The sequence below is a fragment of the Micromonospora echinofusca genome (assembly GCF_017614955.1).
GTDB classification, from domain to species: Bacteria; Actinomycetota; Actinomycetes; order Mycobacteriales; family Micromonosporaceae; genus Micromonospora; species Micromonospora echinofusca_A.
Map to the genome: position 1 here is coordinate 18,199 of NZ_WVUH01000029.1, position 15,381 is coordinate 33,579.

The 15,381-nt window shown below is 72.0% G+C and carries 14 protein-coding genes; 6 read left to right on the plus strand and 8 right to left on the minus strand.

The window, feature by feature from the left end; genetic code table 11:
* Positions 1 to 16 precede the first annotated feature (16 nt).
* On the minus strand, positions 17 to 1,345 hold the full coding sequence (locus GSF22_RS06015; protein WP_208811744.1) for an ABC transporter substrate-binding protein: 1,329 nt from the start codon (positions 1,343 to 1,345) through the stop codon (positions 17 to 19).
* 276 nt (positions 1,346 to 1,621) lie between these two features.
* On the opposite strand from GSF22_RS06015, the gene GSF22_RS06020 reads away from it, so the two are divergent.
* Positions 1,622 to 3,679: a beta-galactosidase gene (locus GSF22_RS06020; RefSeq protein WP_208811745.1), complete on the plus strand. Its 2,058-nt coding sequence runs from the start codon at positions 1,622 to 1,624 to the stop codon at positions 3,677 to 3,679.
* 95 nt (positions 3,680 to 3,774) lie between these two features.
* Here GSF22_RS06020 and GSF22_RS06025 read toward each other — a convergent pair whose 3' ends face one another.
* Both GSF22_RS06025 and GSF22_RS06030 read right to left on the minus strand, forming a co-directional pair.
* Complete coding sequence (locus GSF22_RS06025; RefSeq protein WP_208811746.1) at positions 3,775 to 5,226, minus strand: MFS transporter; 1,452 nt, start codon at positions 5,224 to 5,226, stop codon at positions 3,775 to 3,777.
* 50 nt (positions 5,227 to 5,276) lie between these two features.
* Positions 5,277 to 5,540, minus strand: coding sequence for a heavy-metal-associated domain-containing protein (locus GSF22_RS06030; RefSeq protein ID WP_244366355.1), 264 nt, complete (start codon positions 5,538 to 5,540; stop codon positions 5,277 to 5,279).
* Positions 5,541 to 5,718: 178 nt separating this feature from the next.
* Between GSF22_RS06030 and GSF22_RS06035 the strand changes: the two genes are divergently transcribed.
* On the plus strand, positions 5,719 to 7,815 hold the full coding sequence (locus tag GSF22_RS06035) for a copper-translocating P-type ATPase (RefSeq protein ID WP_208811747.1): 2,097 nt from the start codon (positions 5,719 to 5,721) through the stop codon (positions 7,813 to 7,815).
* 51 nt (positions 7,816 to 7,866) lie between these two features.
* On the opposite strand, the gene GSF22_RS06040 is transcribed toward GSF22_RS06035, so the two are convergent.
* Both GSF22_RS06040 and GSF22_RS06045 read right to left on the minus strand, forming a co-directional pair.
* Positions 7,867 to 8,550 (minus strand): response regulator, encoded by a 684-nt coding sequence (locus tag GSF22_RS06040; protein WP_208811748.1) that lies wholly within the window; start codon positions 8,548 to 8,550, stop codon positions 7,867 to 7,869.
* Complete coding sequence (locus GSF22_RS06045; RefSeq protein ID WP_208811749.1) at positions 8,547 to 10,163, minus strand: sensor histidine kinase; 1,617 nt, start codon at positions 10,161 to 10,163, stop codon at positions 8,547 to 8,549. Before GSF22_RS06045 ends, GSF22_RS06040 begins: the two co-directional genes overlap by 4 nt.
* Before the next feature lie 111 nt (positions 10,164 to 10,274).
* Here GSF22_RS06045 and GSF22_RS06050 point away from each other — a divergent pair, with 111 nt between their 5' ends.
* Both GSF22_RS06050 and GSF22_RS35330 read left to right on the plus strand, forming a co-directional pair.
* Positions 10,275 to 11,702 carry a cation:dicarboxylate symporter family transporter gene (locus GSF22_RS06050; RefSeq protein ID WP_208811750.1) on the plus strand — a complete coding sequence of 476 codons (1,428 nt, stop codon included), beginning with the start codon at positions 10,275 to 10,277 and terminating at the stop codon, positions 11,700 to 11,702.
* A 4-nt stretch (positions 11,703 to 11,706) separates the two neighbouring features.
* The gene (locus tag GSF22_RS35330; protein WP_280116772.1) at positions 11,707 to 11,829 is read left to right on the plus strand and encodes a hypothetical protein; all 123 of its coding nucleotides are present in this window, start codon (positions 11,707 to 11,709) and stop codon (positions 11,827 to 11,829) included.
* A gap of 20 nt (positions 11,830 to 11,849) precedes the next feature.
* On the opposite strand, the gene GSF22_RS06055 is transcribed toward GSF22_RS35330, so the two are convergent.
* Positions 11,850 to 12,503, minus strand: a complete 654-nt coding sequence (locus tag GSF22_RS06055; protein WP_208811751.1) for a TetR/AcrR family transcriptional regulator — start codon at positions 12,501 to 12,503, stop codon at positions 11,850 to 11,852.
* 77 nt (positions 12,504 to 12,580) lie between these two features.
* Here GSF22_RS06055 and GSF22_RS06060 point away from each other — a divergent pair, with 77 nt between their 5' ends.
* Both GSF22_RS06060 and GSF22_RS06065 read left to right on the plus strand, forming a co-directional pair.
* Positions 12,581 to 13,240, plus strand: coding sequence for a CatB-related O-acetyltransferase (locus GSF22_RS06060; RefSeq protein WP_208811752.1), 660 nt, complete (start codon positions 12,581 to 12,583; stop codon positions 13,238 to 13,240).
* Positions 13,237 to 14,142, plus strand: coding sequence for a Vgb family protein (locus tag GSF22_RS06065; protein ID WP_244366357.1), 906 nt, complete (start codon positions 13,237 to 13,239; stop codon positions 14,140 to 14,142). Before GSF22_RS06060 ends, GSF22_RS06065 begins: the two co-directional genes overlap by 4 nt.
* 32 nt (positions 14,143 to 14,174) lie before the next feature.
* Here the strand turns inward: GSF22_RS06065 and GSF22_RS06070 are convergent, their stop codons facing one another.
* Both GSF22_RS06070 and GSF22_RS06075 read right to left on the minus strand, forming a co-directional pair.
* The gene (locus tag GSF22_RS06070) at positions 14,175 to 14,798 is read right to left on the minus strand and encodes a LysE family translocator (RefSeq protein ID WP_208811753.1); all 624 of its coding nucleotides are present in this window, start codon (positions 14,796 to 14,798) and stop codon (positions 14,175 to 14,177) included.
* A 3-nt stretch (positions 14,799 to 14,801) separates the two neighbouring features.
* A complete protein-coding gene (locus tag GSF22_RS06075) occupies positions 14,802 to 15,314 on the minus strand; it encodes an acyl-CoA thioesterase (RefSeq protein WP_208811757.1) in 513 nt (170 codons plus the stop codon).
* Between the last annotated feature and the right edge of the window lie 67 nt (positions 15,315 to 15,381).

Here is a 15,381-nt window from a genome sequence, read left to right on the forward strand (position 1 = left end):
CCTCCGCTTTTCGCCGTCAGTCGGTGAAGATCGACTTCTTCTGGTTCTCGATGCTGGTGGTGAGCCCGTCGATGTCGGCCGGCTCCCTGATGAACTGCTGGAGCGCCGGGATGATCACCGTGGACGCGAAGTCCGGTCGGGTGTCCCGGTCGAGGAACTGGGCGATCTCCGTGGCGGAGCCGACCAGTTCCGCGGCCTTGCGTTGCAGGGCGGTGTAGCCGCTGGTGTCGGCCTCGCTGTTGGCGACCAGCGTGCTCGGGTCGTTCTTGACGACGATGTCGGCGGCGGCCTTCGAGCCGACGTAGGCGAGCAGCTTGCGGGCGTTGTCCTCCGCCTTCGGCCGGCGCGCCATCATGTACCCGTCGATGGGCGCGTCCAGTGCCTTCGCCCCCACCGCCGGGTCGATCTCCGGGAAGGTGAAGAAGTCCAGGTCGTCCTGCTCGTCGTCGCGGAACTGCTGGGCGACGAAGAGGCCGAGCAGGTACATGCCGCTCTTCTTCTGCTGGAGGGACTGGGCCGCCTCCTGCCAGGTGCGGCCGAGGCTGTCCGGCTGGTGCAGTGGCAGCAGCCCCCGCCAGGTGTCGAAGACGGTCCGGACCTTGCCCGAGGTCCACGACTCCTTGCCCGCCATCAGGTCGATGTGGAACTGGTAGCCGTTGATCCGCAGGTTGAGGATGTCGAAGGTGCCCATCGCCGGCCAGCCGTCCTTGTCGGCGAAGGCGATCGGGGAGAGGCCGTCCTTCTTCATCTCGGCGGCCAGGGTGGTCAGTTCGCCGAGGGTTTTCGGTACCTGGTAGCCGTACTGCTGCCAGACCGACTTGCGGTAGAACACCGCCCACGGATAGTACGACGAGGGGACGAAGTACTGTTTGCCGTCGTCGCCGGTGGACGCCTTGCGGAACGCGTCCGACATCCCGGAGAGCCCACTCCAGACGTCGCTGAGGTCGGCGGCGAGACCACGGCCGGCGAAGAACCGCATCCGGTAGCCGGCGAACCACATGAACACGTCGTCCGGTTTGCCCTGGAGATAGTTGTTGATGTTCTCCTGGAACGTGTTGTGGTCGACGGTGTTGACGGCGACCGTGATCCCGGAGGAGGCCCGGAACCCGTCCATCACCTTCGCGGTGACCTCCTTGGGTTTCGGGTCGGACTGGTTGGAGCCGAGCGACACCGTCGTGGAGCCGGAGCCCTCCGGGTCGGCGTCACCGCAGCCGGCGAGCAGGCCGGTGCCGAGCAGCACGCCGCCGCCGGCGGCGCCCGCGAGCAGCGAGCGTCGGCGCAGGCCGGCGACGGAAGGGGGTACCAGCCGGGACAGGTACTCGGCGTGGGACCGGGGACGGGACATGGTGCCTCCTACGGATGAGAGGGTGCGGCGCCTGAGGGCCGTCGGCTGGCAGCACCCACCCGCCGTGATCCCACCTACCGTTCCACCGGGAATCAACACAGGTAAACATAAACTGCCAGTGCCAGCTCAAGCTACCCGTTCCTTCGCCACTGTCAACAGCGGTGCCCTGATGCGACAAGCCAGATGGGACAAGCCTGTCACGAAAGCAACGCCAATAAGGCCGTCTATGTTCGAAAGTGTTGACTTACCTGTCCCGGCAGGGCACCCTCTGCTGTCATGCGACGGTGGCAGGGCGAGTGGATCTACTTCGGCGGCGACTACAACCCGGAGCAGTGGCCCGAGGAGACCTGGGCCGAGGACGTCACCCTGATGCGCCGTGCCGGCGTCAACCTGGTCTCGGTCGGGATCTTCTCGTGGGCGCTGCTCGAACCCGAGCCCGGCCGCTACGAGTTCCACCACCTCGACCGGGTGCTGGACCTGCTGCACGACGGCGGGATCGCCGTCGACCTGGCCACCGCCACCGCCAGCCCACCACCCTGGCTCGCCCACCGGCACCCGGACACCCTGCCCCGCCGCGCCGACGGCGCGATCCTCTGGCCCGGCGGACGACAGGCGTACTGCCCCAGCTCACCGGTGTTCCGTGCGGCATCGTTGGCACTGGTCGAAGCGGTCGCCACCCGGTACGCCAACCACCCGGCCGTGGTGATGTGGCACATCTCCAACGAACTCGGCTGTCACAACGTGCACTGCTACTGCGACACCAGCGCCGAGGCGTTCCGCCACTGGCTGCGCGACCGCTACGGCACCCTGGACACCCTCAACGACGCCTGGGGCACCGCCTTCTGGAGCCAGCGCTACGGCGACTGGGCGGAGATCAACCCGCCCCGGCTCGCGCCGACCTTCGCCAACCCGACCCAGCAGTTGGACTTCCTGCGTTTCTCCTCCGACGAGCAGCGCGCCCAGCTGCGCGCCGAACGGGCGGTCCTGACCCGGCTGGTGCACCAGCCCGTCACCACCAACTTCATGATCGGTATCGGCACCAAACACCTGGACTACCACTCCTGGGCCCCCGATGTGGACCTGGTCGCCAACGACCACTACCTGACCGCAGCCGACCCGGAGGCACACGTCGGCCTGGCCCTCGCCGCCGACCACACCCGGGGCGTCGCCGGTGGCCGGCCGTGGCTGCTCATGGAACACTCCACCAGCGCGGTCAACTGGCAGCCCCGTAACGTGGCCAAGACCCCCGGCCAGCTCCGCCGCAACAGCCTGGCCCACGTCGCGCGGGGCGCCGACGGCGTCCTGTTCTTCCAGTGGCGGGCCTCCCGGGCCGGCGCCGAGAAGTTCCACTCGGCACTGCTGCCGCACGCCGGCCCGGACACCAAGATCTTCCGCGAGGTGTGCCGACTCGGCGCCGACCTCGCCGCCGTCGCCGAGGTGATCGGCAGTCGGGTGGACGCCGACGTGGCGATCCTGTTCGACTACGAGGCATGGTGGGGTGTCGAACTCGACTCCCACCCCAGCGTCGACGTCACGTACACCGACCGGCTCCAGGCGCTGCACGGAGCGCTGTGGCGGGCCGGGATCACCGCCGACGTGGTGCACCCCTCGGCCGACCTGAGCCGCTACCGCCTGGTGGTCGTCCCCACCCTGTACCTGGTCCGGGACCCGCACGCCGCCGCGCTGCGCAGCTTCGTCGAAGCCGGCGGCACCGCCCTGGTCACCTACTTCAGCGGGATCGTCGACGACAACGACCACATCCGCCTCGGCGGTTACCCGGGCGCCTTCCGCGACCTGCTCGGCGTGCACACCGAGGAGTTCTTCCCCCTGCGGGCGGGGGAGCGGGTCACCCTGGACGACGGGACGGTCGCCGACGTGTGGACCGAGTGGCTGCACACCGACAGCGCCGAGGTGCTCGCCAGGTACGCCGACGGCCCGCTGCCGGGCGTACCGGCGGTCACCCGCAACGCGGTCGGCGCGGGTACCGCCTGGTACGTCGGTACCCGACTCGACGCGGCGGCCACGGACCGACTGGTCGCCCGGCTGGTCACCGAGGCCGGGGTACGGCCGCCGGCCGAGGCGCCGCCCGGCGTCGAGGTGGTCCGGCGCCGCGCCGACGGGCGGAGCTGGCTGTTCGTGCTCAACCACACCGGAGGGACCGTCCAGGTCGCCGCGACCGGCACCGAACTGCTCAGCGGGTCGCCCTGCGCCGGCGAACTGACCGTCGCACCCGGCGACGTGGCCGTGGTCCGGGAGGGCGTACCGGTGGCCCCGGCGTCCGCCGCCGACCCGGACCTGGCGCCCGACGGGCGGAACGGTACTGCCGCAACCTGAAGCCATGCGGGGACGCCGCGCGTCGTCGCGCAGCTGGACGCGACCGGCTGTCCGGGACTGTCGGGCGGACAGCCGGTCGCGCCCTGCCCGAACGATCAGACGGCAGCCCTGTCCGTCTCGGTGCGGTCCGGACCGGTCGTGTCCGGTTCCGCCGTCGCCCCAGGCCGGGAGGTGCGCAGTGTCACGCCGGCGAGCAGCGCCCCGGCCACGGCGATGACGGCGGCGCCGAGGAAGGCGGCCGAGAAGCCGTTGGTCAGGGCCGGTAGGTCACCGAGCCGGCTCGCCCCGTACGCGGCCGCGACCGCGGTCATCGCCGCCAGGCCGAGCGCGGAGCCGACCTGGTAACTGGTGTTGACGATGCCCGAGGCCAGGCCGCCCTCCTCCGGTCGGGCGCTGGAGATCGCCGTACCCAGGGACGGGATGAACGCCAGCGACATGCCCAGTGCCGCGACCAGTGAGGCGGGCAGGACGTCCACCCAGAAGATGCCGTCGGGGCGGATCTGCGACAGCCAGCCCATCCCGACTGCGAGGGTGCCCAGGCCGGTGACGGTCATGGTCTTCGGGCCGAACCGGTTCATCGCCCACGGTGCGAGGACGATCATGCCGACCATGATGAGCGCGGTCATCGGCAGCAGAGCGGCGCCACTGGGGAAGGCACGGTAACCGAGGACCTGTTGCAGGTAGAGGTTGAGGAAGAACCACATCGGGATCCACGCCCCGCCGAGCAGCAACTGGGTGAGGTTCGCCGCGCCGAGGTTCGGGGTACGCAGGATCGACAGGCGCATCAGCGGCTGCCGACGGTTGGCCTGGACGGCGACGAACACCCCGAGCAGCACGACCGCGCCGGCCAGCACCAGCCAGGTGCGGGCGTCGGCCCAGCCGACCTCCGGCGCCCGGACGATCGCGTACACCGCCGCGCCGAGTCCGGCGGTCACCGTGGCCGCGCCGACCAGGTCCACGGAGCCCCGTCCGCCGACGATCCCGGCGGGCATCAGGGTCAGGGTGGCCACCAGGGCCAGGGCCGCGATCGGGACGTTGAGGTAGAACACCCACGGCCAGCTCAGGTACTCGGTGACGACACCACCGAGGAAGACCCCTGCGGTACCACCGGCGGGTGCGGCGGCTCCGTACAGGGCCAGGGCCCTGGTCAGCTCCTTCGGGGTGGCGCCGAAGAGCATCATCAGCAGTGTCAGGGCGGACGGGGCGATCAGTGCGGCGCCCGCGCCCTGTACCGCCCGGCCGGCCAGTTCGGTGCCGACCGAGCCGGCGGCACCGGCCAGCACCGATCCGACCAGCAGGACCGCCCAGCCGGTGGCGAACATCCGGCGGGCGCCGAACAGGTCGGACAGCCTCCCGCCGAGCAGCAGCAGACCGCCGAACGCCACCACGTAGGCGTTGAACACCCAGGACAGGTTCTCCTGTGAGAAACCGAGGTCGGACTGGATCCGGGGGAGGGCCACCCCGATGATCGATGTGTCCATGATGACTATGAACTGTGCGAGCGCGATGAGTGCGAGGGCCCACCATCGCCGGGACGGGGAAGTCAAGACAAGTCCTGTTCCGGCCCCGGTGGTCGAACCACCGGGGCCTGCCTTCTTCAGCGGGACAGCTCGGGATCGGTGATCCGGTAGCCGGCGTCGGTGACGGCGGTCCGGATCTGGTTCTCGTCGGCGGTACCGAGGACGGTGATCCGTCCGGTCGGCAGGTCGACCTCTACATCGGTGACGCCCGGCACCGCCCGGACCGCGGTGTCCACTCTGGTGGCGCACGGCTGGCAGGACATCCCGGCCACCACGAACACGCGGTCCTCACCGGTCGTCGGCGTGGCCCGGGTCGAGTTGGTGTCACAACTGACGCACATCACGAACCTCCTATACATTTACCCGGTAGGGGTATCGGTGCGGGGACCGTAGCATACCCCCAGGGGGTAGCCAATGGTTGGCGCCCGGGACTGCCGGTCGGCTGGCCGGGTGGTGGGGCGCGGATCACTGTGCAAATACCCCTGGGGGGTATATGGTGCTGCCGAGGAGGCGATAGAGATGTCCCACGACGCACACCACCACGGCGACCGCACCGACGCAGCAGTCGGCGCGCACGGCCACGGTGGCCATGACAAGCCTGTCGGGCACGGCGGGCACGACAAGCATGCCGGGCACGACCCGGAGGTGTTCCGCCGGAAGTTCTGGCTGAGCCTCGTCCTGACCGTACCGATCGTGGCGACCAGCCACATGGTGATGGACTGGTTCGGCTACCGGCTCGACTTTCCCGGCATGGAACTGGTCGGTCCGGTGCTGGGCACCGTCGTGTTCGCCTACGGCGGCTGGCCGTTCCTGGCCGGCGCGGTGCGGGAGGTCCGGGACCGGGCCCCGGGCATGATGCTGCTGATCGCGATGGCGATCACCGTGGCCTACGTGGCGTCGCTGGCCACCGCGCTGGGCGCGTTCGACCTGGACTTCTGGTGGGAACTGGCGGCCCTGGTGACCATCATGCTGCTCGGGCACTGGCAGGAGATGAAGGCCATCGGACGGGCCCGGGGAGCACTGGCCGCGCTCGCGGCACTGCTGCCCGACGACGCCGACCGCATCGACGACGACGGCCAGCCCCACCGGGTACCGGTCGCCGACCTGCACGTCGGTGACGTGGTGCTGGTCCGGCCGGGCGGGCGGGTACCGGCCGACGGGCGGATCACCGACGGGAGCGCGGAACTGGACGAGTCGATGATCACCGGGGAGTCCCGTCCGGTCGCCCGGGGCGTCGACGAGCGGGTGGTGGCCGGTACGGTGGCCACCGACGCGGCGATCCGGGTCCGGGTGGACGCCGTGGGCGAGGACACCGCCCTGGCCGGCATCCAGCGCCTGGTCGCCCAGGCGCAGCGCTCCAGCGGCCGTGCGCAGGTACTCGCCGACCGGTTCGCCGCCTGGCTGTTCTACATCGCCACCGTTACGGCGGTGGTCACCCTGGTCGTCTGGACCCTCGTCGGTGACCTCGGCGAAGCGGTGGTCCGCACCGTGACGGTGCTGGTGATCGCCTGCCCGCACGCACTCGGCCTGGCCATCCCCCTGGTGATCGCCCTGTCCACCGCCGTCGCGGCCAAGGAGGGCATCCTGGTGAAGGACCGGCTCGCGCTGGAGCGGATGCGCACCGTGGACGCGGTGCTGTTCGACAAGACCGGCACCCTGACCCGTGGCGAACACGTGGTGACCGGTGTCGCGGGCACGGCCGGGAGCGCCGCCGACGAGGTGCTCGCCATCGCGGCGGCGGTCGAGACCGACAGCGAGCACCCCCTGGCGCGGGCGATCGTCGCCGCCGCGCAGCAGCGGCACCTGCCCCGCCGGGCGTCGGGGTTCAGATCGCTGACCGGCCGGGGAGTGCGGGCGGACGTCGACGGAACCAGCTACGCCGTGGGTGGCCCGGCACTGCTACGGGAACTGCACGTGGTGTTGCCCGACGACCTGTCCCGCCGCCAGCAGGAGTGGTCCGGTCGGGGTGCCGCGGTGCTGAACCTGCTGCGCCTCGACGGCGACCGGGCCACCGTCGTCGGTGCCCTCGCGTTGGCCGACGAGGTCCGCCCGGAGGCCCGGCAGGCAATTGCCGACCTGCGCGACCAGGGCGTGCAGAAGATCGTCATGATCACGGGGGACGCCCGGCCGGTCGCCGACGCGGTCGCCGCCGACCTCGGGTTCCGGCCCGGCGAGGACGAGGTGTTCGCCGAGGTGCTGCCGGCGGACAAGGACGACACGGTAGCGGACCTGCAGAAGCGCGGCCTGCGGGTGGCGATGGTGGGCGACGGGGTGAACGACGCCCCGGCGTTGGCCCGCGCCGACGTCGGCATCGCCATCGGTGCCGGCACCGACGTGGCCATCGAGTCCGCCGGCGTGGTGCTGGCCTCCTCCGACCCGCGCGGAGTGACCGGGGTGATCTCGCTGTCCCGGGCCTCCTACCGCAAGATGATCCAGAACCTGGCCTGGGCCGCCGGCTACAACGTCGTCGCACTTCCCCTGGCCGCAGGTGCCCTGGCCTGGGCCGGCGTGACGCTCAGCCCGGCGGTCGGGGCGGTGCTGATGTCCGCCTCCACGATCGTGGTGGCACTCAACGCCCAGTTGCTGCGCCGGGTGCGGCTGCGTCCGCAGGGTTGAGGAACCGGGGTCGACCCTTCGCCTCCGGGTACCGCGTCCCGGAGGTCCCGGTCAGCTCGGGCGGTACTCCACCTCGGGTCGACCCGGCGTGCCGTACCGCGAACTGCGGACCGCCCGACCGGTGTCGACCAGGTACTCCAGGTACCGGCGGGCGGTCACCCGGGACAGGCCGGTTCGTAGGCTGATCTCCGACGCCGACTGGCCGGGTCGACCGCGCAGCGCCTCCAGCACGGCGTCCAGGGTCTGCGCGCCGAGCCCCTTGGGCAGGGTGTCGACGGGTGTGCCGCGCAGCGTGGCGAACATCCGGTCCACCTCGTGCTGGGCGGCGACCGCGCCCCCGGTCGAGGTCTGTGTCCGGTAGGTGGCGTACCGCTCCAGCCGGTCCCGGAAAGCCGCGAAGGTGAACGGTTTGAGCAGGTAGTGGGTCACCCCCAGGGCCACCGCCGCGCGGACCATCGCCAGGTCCCGGGCCGAGGTGACCGCGAGGACGTCGACCGTGCTGCCCGCCGCCCGGACCGCCCGGCACATCTCCAGCCCGTGCAGGTCGGGCAGGTTGAAGTCGAGCAGGACCAGGTCGACGGCGTCGTCCCCGGTACGCCGCAGGGCGGCCATCGCCTCCCGGGCGGTGCGCGCCACCCCCACCACCCGGAACCCGGGTACCCGCTCGGTGTAGACCCGGTGTGCCTCGGCGATCAGCTCCTCGTCCTCGACCACCAGTACCCGGATCGCGCTCATGCCCCGCGCTCCCGGTGCGTCACCTGCGCCGCCCCGCCCGACGTCGGTACGGGGAGCCGGACCCGGACGACCGTACCGCCGGACTCCGGGCGGGTGACGTCGTGCCGGCCGCCGTACCGGGCGACCACCTGACCGACCAGGGCGAGCCCGAGGCCCCGGCCCCGGGCCTTGGTCGACCAGCCCCGCCGGAACGCGTCGGTGACCAACTCCGCCGGCAGGCCCGGACCACTGTCGGTCACCTCGACCACCACCTCGCCGTCGTCCTCGGTGACCCGCACGCAGACCCGGCGGGGTGGCTCCCCGGCGGCGACGGCCTCCAGGGCGTTGTCGACCAGGTTGCCGACGACGGTCAGCAGGTCGCCGGCCGGCAGGGTGTCGACGTCGAGCCGGGACTCCGGGTCGACGCTCAGCTCGACGCCCCGCTCCGCGGCCTGGGCCGACTTGCCCAGCAGCAGTGCCGCCAGCGCCGGCTCGGCGATCGCCCCGACCACCTGGTCGGTGAGCTGCTGGGCGACCGCCAGTTCCTCGCTGGCCAACCGGACGGCTTCGTCGGTGCGGCCCAGCTCCACCAGGGTGAGGACGGTGTGCAGCCGGTTCGCCGCCTCGTGCGCCTGCGACCGCAGTGCCTCGGTGAGCCCCCGGACGGAGTCCAGCTCGCTGGTCAGGGCGCGCAGCTCGGTATGGTCGCGCAGGGTCAGCACGGTGCCGTGCGGTGGCCCGCCGAACGCGGTCGGGCGCTGGTTGGCGACCAGCGAACGGTCGGCGGTGAGGATCAGGTCGTCGTGGGCCGCTTGACCGGAAAGGATCAGCTCGACCAGGGCCGGTGGCAGGTCGAGGTCGGTGACCGGCCGGTCGACGAGTTCGGCCCCGGGGTCCAGGCCGAGCAACCGGCGCCCCTCGTCGTTGATCAGGGCGAGCCGCCGGTCGGCGTCCACCACGACCAGGCCCTCACCCACCGAGTGCAGCACCGCGTCGTGGTACTCGTACATCCGGGTGATCTGGGCCGGGCCGAGCCCGTGGGTCTGTCGACGTAACCGCCGGCTGAGCTGCCACGACCCCGCCCCGGCCAGGGCCAGGGCGGCACCGCTGGCGGCGAGCAGGGCGGGCGCCTGACCGAGCAGTTCGTCGTTGATCGTGGCAGTGGTGATGCCGACCGCGACCAGGCCGACCACCCGGCCCGACTCCCGGACCGGCACCACGGCCCGCACCGACTCGCCGAGCGTGCCGGTGTCGACCACGACGACGGGCCGCCCGGCGAGGGCCGGACCGATCTCACCGATGAACCGTTGACCGATCCGGCCCGGGTCCGGGTGGCTGTACCGGGTCCGGTCGGGGGCCATCACCACCACGAAGTCGGTGTCCGTCCCGGCCCGCACCGACTCGGCGTACGGGGCGAGTACGGCGGCCGGGTCGGGGGAGCGCAGCGCCTCGACGACGCCCGGCGTCCGGGCCACCGTCTCGGCCACGGCCAGCACGTGTTCCCGGGCCGCCTCGGTGGCGTCCGCGCGGGCCAGCAGCGCGGCCCCGACCCCGCCCGCGGTCACCAGGACGACGACCACCAGCGCCTGGAGGGCGAAGAGCTGCCCCGCGATGCTCCACTTCCGTCCGGCCATGTCTCCTCGTCGTGACGGGTCCGTTGCGCCCGGGTGCCCCAGCGTTCTCCGCTGGTGAACAGAATGAACGCAAGGCTGCTTCCGGCTGAGACCTGGGCCACAGTCTCAGGCATGCAGACCCCCACCACCAGCCCAACCGTCCCGCGGGCCCGCCGGGACCGCACCCACTACCTCTACCTCGCGGTGATCGGCGCGGTCGTCGCGGGCATCGTGCTCGGGTTCGCCGCCCCCGGGGTGGCGACCAGCCTCAAGCCGCTGGGCACCGGGTTCGTCGCACTGATCAAGATGATGATCAGCCCGATCATCTTCTGCACCATCGTGCTCGGCGTCGGGTCGGTCCGGCAGGCGGCCAAGGTCGGCAAGGTCGGTGGGCTGGCCCTGGCGTACTTCCTGACCATGTCCACCGTCGCGCTGGCCATCGGCCTGGTCGTGGGCAACCTGATCCACCCCGGCGCCGGGCTGCGCCTCGACGAGCAACTCGCGGGTGCCGGTCAGCAGGTCGCCGGCGGCGAGAGCGAGGGCACCGTCGAGTTCCTGCTCGGCATCATCCCCACCTCGCTGCTGTCCGCGCTGACCGGGTCGGAGGTGCTCCAGACCCTGCTGGTCGCCCTGCTGGTCGGTTTCGCGGTGCAGGGCATGGGCAGCCGGGGCGAACCGGTGCTGCGCGCGGTCGGCGTCGTCCAGCGCCTGGTCTTCAAGATCCTGGCGATGATCATGTGGCTGGCCCCGGTCGGCGCGTTCGGGGCGATCGCCGCGGTCATCGGCGCCACCGGCATGGACGCGCTGCGCAGTCTCGCCCAGATCATGCTCGGCTTCTACGCGACCTGTCTGGTCTTCGTGATCGTCGTACTCGGCCTGCTGGTCCGCCTGGTCGCCAAGGTCTCGATCTTCGCCCTGCTGCGCTATCTGGGACGCGAGTTCCTGCTGATCGTGTCGACGTCGTCGTCCGAGTCGGCGCTGCCCCGGCTCATCGCCAAGATGGAACACGTCGGCGTCAGCCGCTCCGTGGTCGGCATCACCGTGCCCACCGGGTACTCCTTCAACCTCGACGGCACCGCCATCTACCTGACCATGGCCTCGCTGTTCATCGCCGCCGCGATGGGTGACCCGCTGTCCGTCGGCGAGCAGATCTCCCTGCTGGTCTTCATGGTCATCGCGTCGAAGGGCGCCGCCGGGATCACCGGCGCGGGGCTCGCCACGCTGGCCGGTGGCCTGCACAGCCACCGTCCCGACCTGGTCGACGGGGTGGGCCTGATCGTCGGGATCGACCGCTTCATGTCGGAGGCCCGCGCGCTGACCAACTTCGCCGGCAACGCGGTGGCGACCGTCGTGATCGGGTCCTGGACCGGCGAGTTCGACCGCGCGCAGGCCCGCGCGGTGCTCGCCGGTGAACGCCCGTTCGACGAGGCCACCATGCTCGACGACGACCACGGGCCGGAGTCCGCTCCGGAGGCCGGCTCCGGCGCCACCCGGGGGGACGTGCCGTCGGGGCCGACCACCGCGCGGTTGGCCGCTCCCGGGGTGGGGGCCGGCACCTGACGGGATGCGACGACCTCGGGGGGACGTCGACGCGGACGGCAGGACGATGGCCGCGACGTGGGAACGCTCGTCCGACGGCGCGACCTGGGTGGACTGGATGTACATGGAGTTCACCCGCACGACGTAGGCGCTGGTGGGCCGGCTGGGTCAGTCGGTGAAGGCGCCCGCCCGGGCTGCCGTGGCCGCGTCGCGGGCCGCCCGGTCCGCCAGGTGCGGGTCGGCGGGCGTACGCAGCAGAAGCAGCTCGTGGTAGAGCGGTGCGGTGGCGGCGACGAGGAGCCGGCGCGGGTCCGTGCGGGCAGGTGTCTCACCCCGGGCGACCCCCCGCGCGACGATGACGGCGCAGCGGTCGTACCGGTCGATCCAGAAGGTGCGCAGCGCGTCGGCTGCCGGCGCGGACCGGAACGACGCGGCGATCAGGGCCGTGGTGACGGGCGGGTCGGCGGTCAGCGCGGCGTGGACCTCCCGGTTGACCGCGACGAGGTCCCCGGCCAGCGTGCCGGTGTCGGGTGGGCGCCAGTCGTCGCTGGTCGCCTCGGCCAGGACGTCGGCGAGCAGGCCGCCGACGTCCCGCCAGCGGCGGTAGACCGTGGTGCGGTGCACGCCGGACCGGTCGGCCACGGCGTCCACGCTCAGCGCGTCGTAGCCGTGTTCCACCAGGTGGGTGCGGACCGCGGCGAGGACGCGCCGACGGACCTCGGCACTGCGACCGCCGGGCCGGCGTACCGGGCCGCCCGGCTGGGGGCGTGCTGACCGGGGCGGCTCGTCAGGGATGCGCGTTGTCGGTCCGGGGTGGTCCATGGCACGATGCTATCGCTACTCCAGTCGCGTTAAGCACCCCGGTGTCAGCAGCCCCCGACCCCGACCGACAGGAACCCATGTCACATCCCGATCCGACGTCCGTCCATCCGCTGTCGGCACACCCACGGGTGGTGTTCCTCAAACCGCTGGTCGACCCGTCCCGGATCGTCGTCGGCGACTACACCTACTACGACGACCCAGACGACCCGACCGGCTTCGCGCACCGCAACGTGCTCTACGGCTACGGGCCGGAACGGCTGGTCATCGGCAGGTACTGCGCGATCGCGGCCGGGACCCGGTTCCTCATGGCCGGAGCCGACCACCCGACGATGGGCGTGTCCACCTACCCGTTCACCATCTTCGGCGGGGAGTGGACCGACCGGACCCTCGACATCGTCACCAGCATGCCCAGCCGCGGCGACACCGTGGTCGGCAACGACGTCTGGTTCGGCTACCGGGCCACCGTCCTGCCCGGCGTACGCATCGGCGACGGCGCCATCATCGCGGCCGGTGCGGTGGTGACCACCGACGTGCCCCCGTACACGATCGTCGGCGGCAACCCGGCCACCCCGATCCGACGCCGGTTTTCCGACGCGGACGTCGACCGGCTGCTCCGCGCCGCCTGGTGGCACTGGCCGGTGGAACTGGTCACCGAACACGCCCGGACGATCATGGCAGGCACCCCGGCCGACGTCGCGCGCATCGCCGCCGAGCACGGTCTGGAGCAGGCCCGGTGACGGCGGTGTCCATCGAGGAGTACCCGGTGGCCGACACCACCGGCGGCCCGTACGCGATCACCACCGGCCCCGACGGCGCCCTGTGGTTCACCCTGGTCCACAGCGGACGGATCGGCCGGCTCGCCCCCGGCCGGCAACCCACCACCTGGCAGCTCGACCCCACCTGCGGACCGACGATCGTCACCACCGGACCGGACCGGGCCCTCTGGTTCACCGAGTACCGCGCGCACCGCATCGGCCGGATCACCACCGACGGCACCGTCGACGAGTACGCCCCACCCACCCCGGGTTGCGGGCCGTTCGGCATCGCCGCTGGCCCCGACGACGCGCTGTGGTTCACCGAGACCACCACCGACCGCATCGGCCGGATCACCACCGACGGCCGGATCACCGAGTATCCCCTCCCCGTCACCGGAGCGTTCCCGTCCGCCATCACCGCCGGCCCCGACGCCGGAATGTGGTTCACCCTCCACCAGGCCAACGCCATCGGCCGCATCGGCATGGACGGCCGGGTCACCGTCCACCCGCTGCCGACGCAGGCCGCCGGGCCGGTCGGGATCACCGCCGGCCCGGACGGTGCCCTCTGGTTCGTCGAGATCGCCGCCGGTCAGCTCGGCCGGATCACCCCGGACGGGACGATCACCGAGTTCCCGCTGCCCGACCGCACCAGCCGACCCCATGCCGTCACCGTCGGCGACGACGGCACCCTGTGGTTCACCGAATGGGCCGGCAACAGCGTCGGCTCGGCCACGACCGACGGCGTGATCGAACGGTACGACCTGCCGACCCCACGCTGCGAGCCACACGGCATCACCCCCGGCCCGGACGGTGCCCTCTGGACCGCCCTGGAGAACGGCCACCTCGCCCGCATCGCGCCCGTCACCACGACCCGACCCCGCTGACGGCACCTCCTCCCACCACGCGACGGTGCCGCTCAGCCGGCGGCCAGCCGGATCCCCAGCGCGACGAACGCCACCGCGCAGATCCGGTTGATCCGGCGCGACCAGCGGCCGTCGGTCATCCGTTCGGCGAGCCGCCCGGCGCCCACCCCCAGGGCGATGTCGACGGCGAGCTGCACCGCCACGAACAGCGCACCGAGCAGCACCAGCTGAACGGTGACGTCACCACCGGCCGGATCGACGAACTGTGGCAGGAACGCCACGCTGAACAGGATCATCTTCGGATTGAGCAGGTTGGTGATCACGCCGCGCAGGAACGCCGACCGGCCCCGGCCACCCCCCGCGGCGTCAGCGGTGCCGGGACCGCCGGCGCCCCGCAGCGCCCGCACCCCGAGCACGACCAGATAGGCCGCGCCGGCCCAGCGGATCGCGGTGAACAGCGCCGGTGAGGTGGAAACCAGGGTGGCCAGCCCACCGACCACCGCCGCCACGTGCACCGTCTCCCCGACGGCGACCCCGCAGGCGGCGACGACCCCGGCGCGACGGCCGTAGCGGGCCGCGTTGGCCAGCACGAACATCATGTCCGGACCGGGAGTGACCATGAGTACGACGATCGCGGCGAGGTAACCGGCGATGGTCGCGGCAGACAGACCGAACACGCCTCAGCCCTCCTCGACGTCGTCGAGCAGCGCCCGACGCAGGGCGAGCCGGTGCTCCCGGCGGATCTGCGCCTCGCGGTAGCGGCGTCGGTCCCCGTCGGTCCCCGGTAGCAGCGGTGGCACCGGGCGCGGCTGGCCCTCGTCGTCGACGGCGACCATGACCAGGTGGGCCGTGGCCACGTCGATCGGCGGTACCGCCCGGTCCCACCGGTCCGCGGTGACCTTGACCGCGACCTCCATCGAGCTGCGACCGGCCCAGGTGATCCGGGCGTCGACGTGGACCACGTCGCCGACCCGTACGGCCCGCAGGAACGCGGTCTCGTCGATGGCGGCGGTGACCGCCGGCCCGTCGGAATGCCGGGCGGCCACCACCCCGGCCACCGAGTCGATGAGGTTGAGGATCCGGCCGCCGTGGACCGTACCCATCAGATTGGTGTGGTGCTGGTCCATGATCTGCGACAGCGTCAGATGCGACGCCGACGGGGGCCGGCCGGCGAGTGTGGTGATGTCGTGCATGGGTCGTCCGTCCTCGGGAAGCACACCGCCGAGCCCACCGGCGCGCACGTCGAGGACGCGCCCACGG

Excerpts from the sequence above, each read along its gene's own strand:
- GSF22_RS06015 (WP_208811744.1), bottom strand. The coding sequence starts at position 1,345 with ATGTCCCGTCCCCGGTCCCACGCCGAGTACCTGTCCCGGCTGGTACCC.
- GSF22_RS06020 (WP_208811745.1), top strand. The coding sequence starts at position 1,622 with ATGCGACGGTGGCAGGGCGAGTGGATCTACTTCGGCGGCGACTACAAC.
- GSF22_RS06030 (WP_244366355.1), bottom strand. The coding sequence starts at position 5,540 with ATGTGCGTCAGTTGTGACACCAACTCGACCCGGGCCACGCCGACGACC.
- GSF22_RS06035 (WP_208811747.1), top strand. The coding sequence starts at position 5,719 with ATGTCCCACGACGCACACCACCACGGCGACCGCACCGACGCAGCAGTC.
- GSF22_RS06040 (WP_208811748.1), bottom strand. The coding sequence starts at position 8,550 with ATGAGCGCGATCCGGGTACTGGTGGTCGAGGACGAGGAGCTGATCGCC.
- GSF22_RS06045 (WP_208811749.1), bottom strand. The coding sequence starts at position 10,163 with ATGGCCGGACGGAAGTGGAGCATCGCGGGGCAGCTCTTCGCCCTCCAG.
- GSF22_RS06050 (WP_208811750.1), top strand. The coding sequence starts at position 10,275 with ATGCAGACCCCCACCACCAGCCCAACCGTCCCGCGGGCCCGCCGGGAC.
- GSF22_RS35330 (WP_280116772.1), top strand. The coding sequence starts at position 11,707 with ATGCGACGACCTCGGGGGGACGTCGACGCGGACGGCAGGACGATGGCC.
- GSF22_RS06055 (WP_208811751.1), bottom strand. The coding sequence starts at position 12,503 with ATGGACCACCCCGGACCGACAACGCGCATCCCTGACGAGCCGCCCCGG.
- GSF22_RS06060 (WP_208811752.1), top strand. The coding sequence starts at position 12,581 with ATGTCACATCCCGATCCGACGTCCGTCCATCCGCTGTCGGCACACCCA.
- GSF22_RS06075 (WP_208811757.1), bottom strand. The coding sequence starts at position 15,314 with ATGCACGACATCACCACACTCGCCGGCCGGCCCCCGTCGGCGTCGCAT.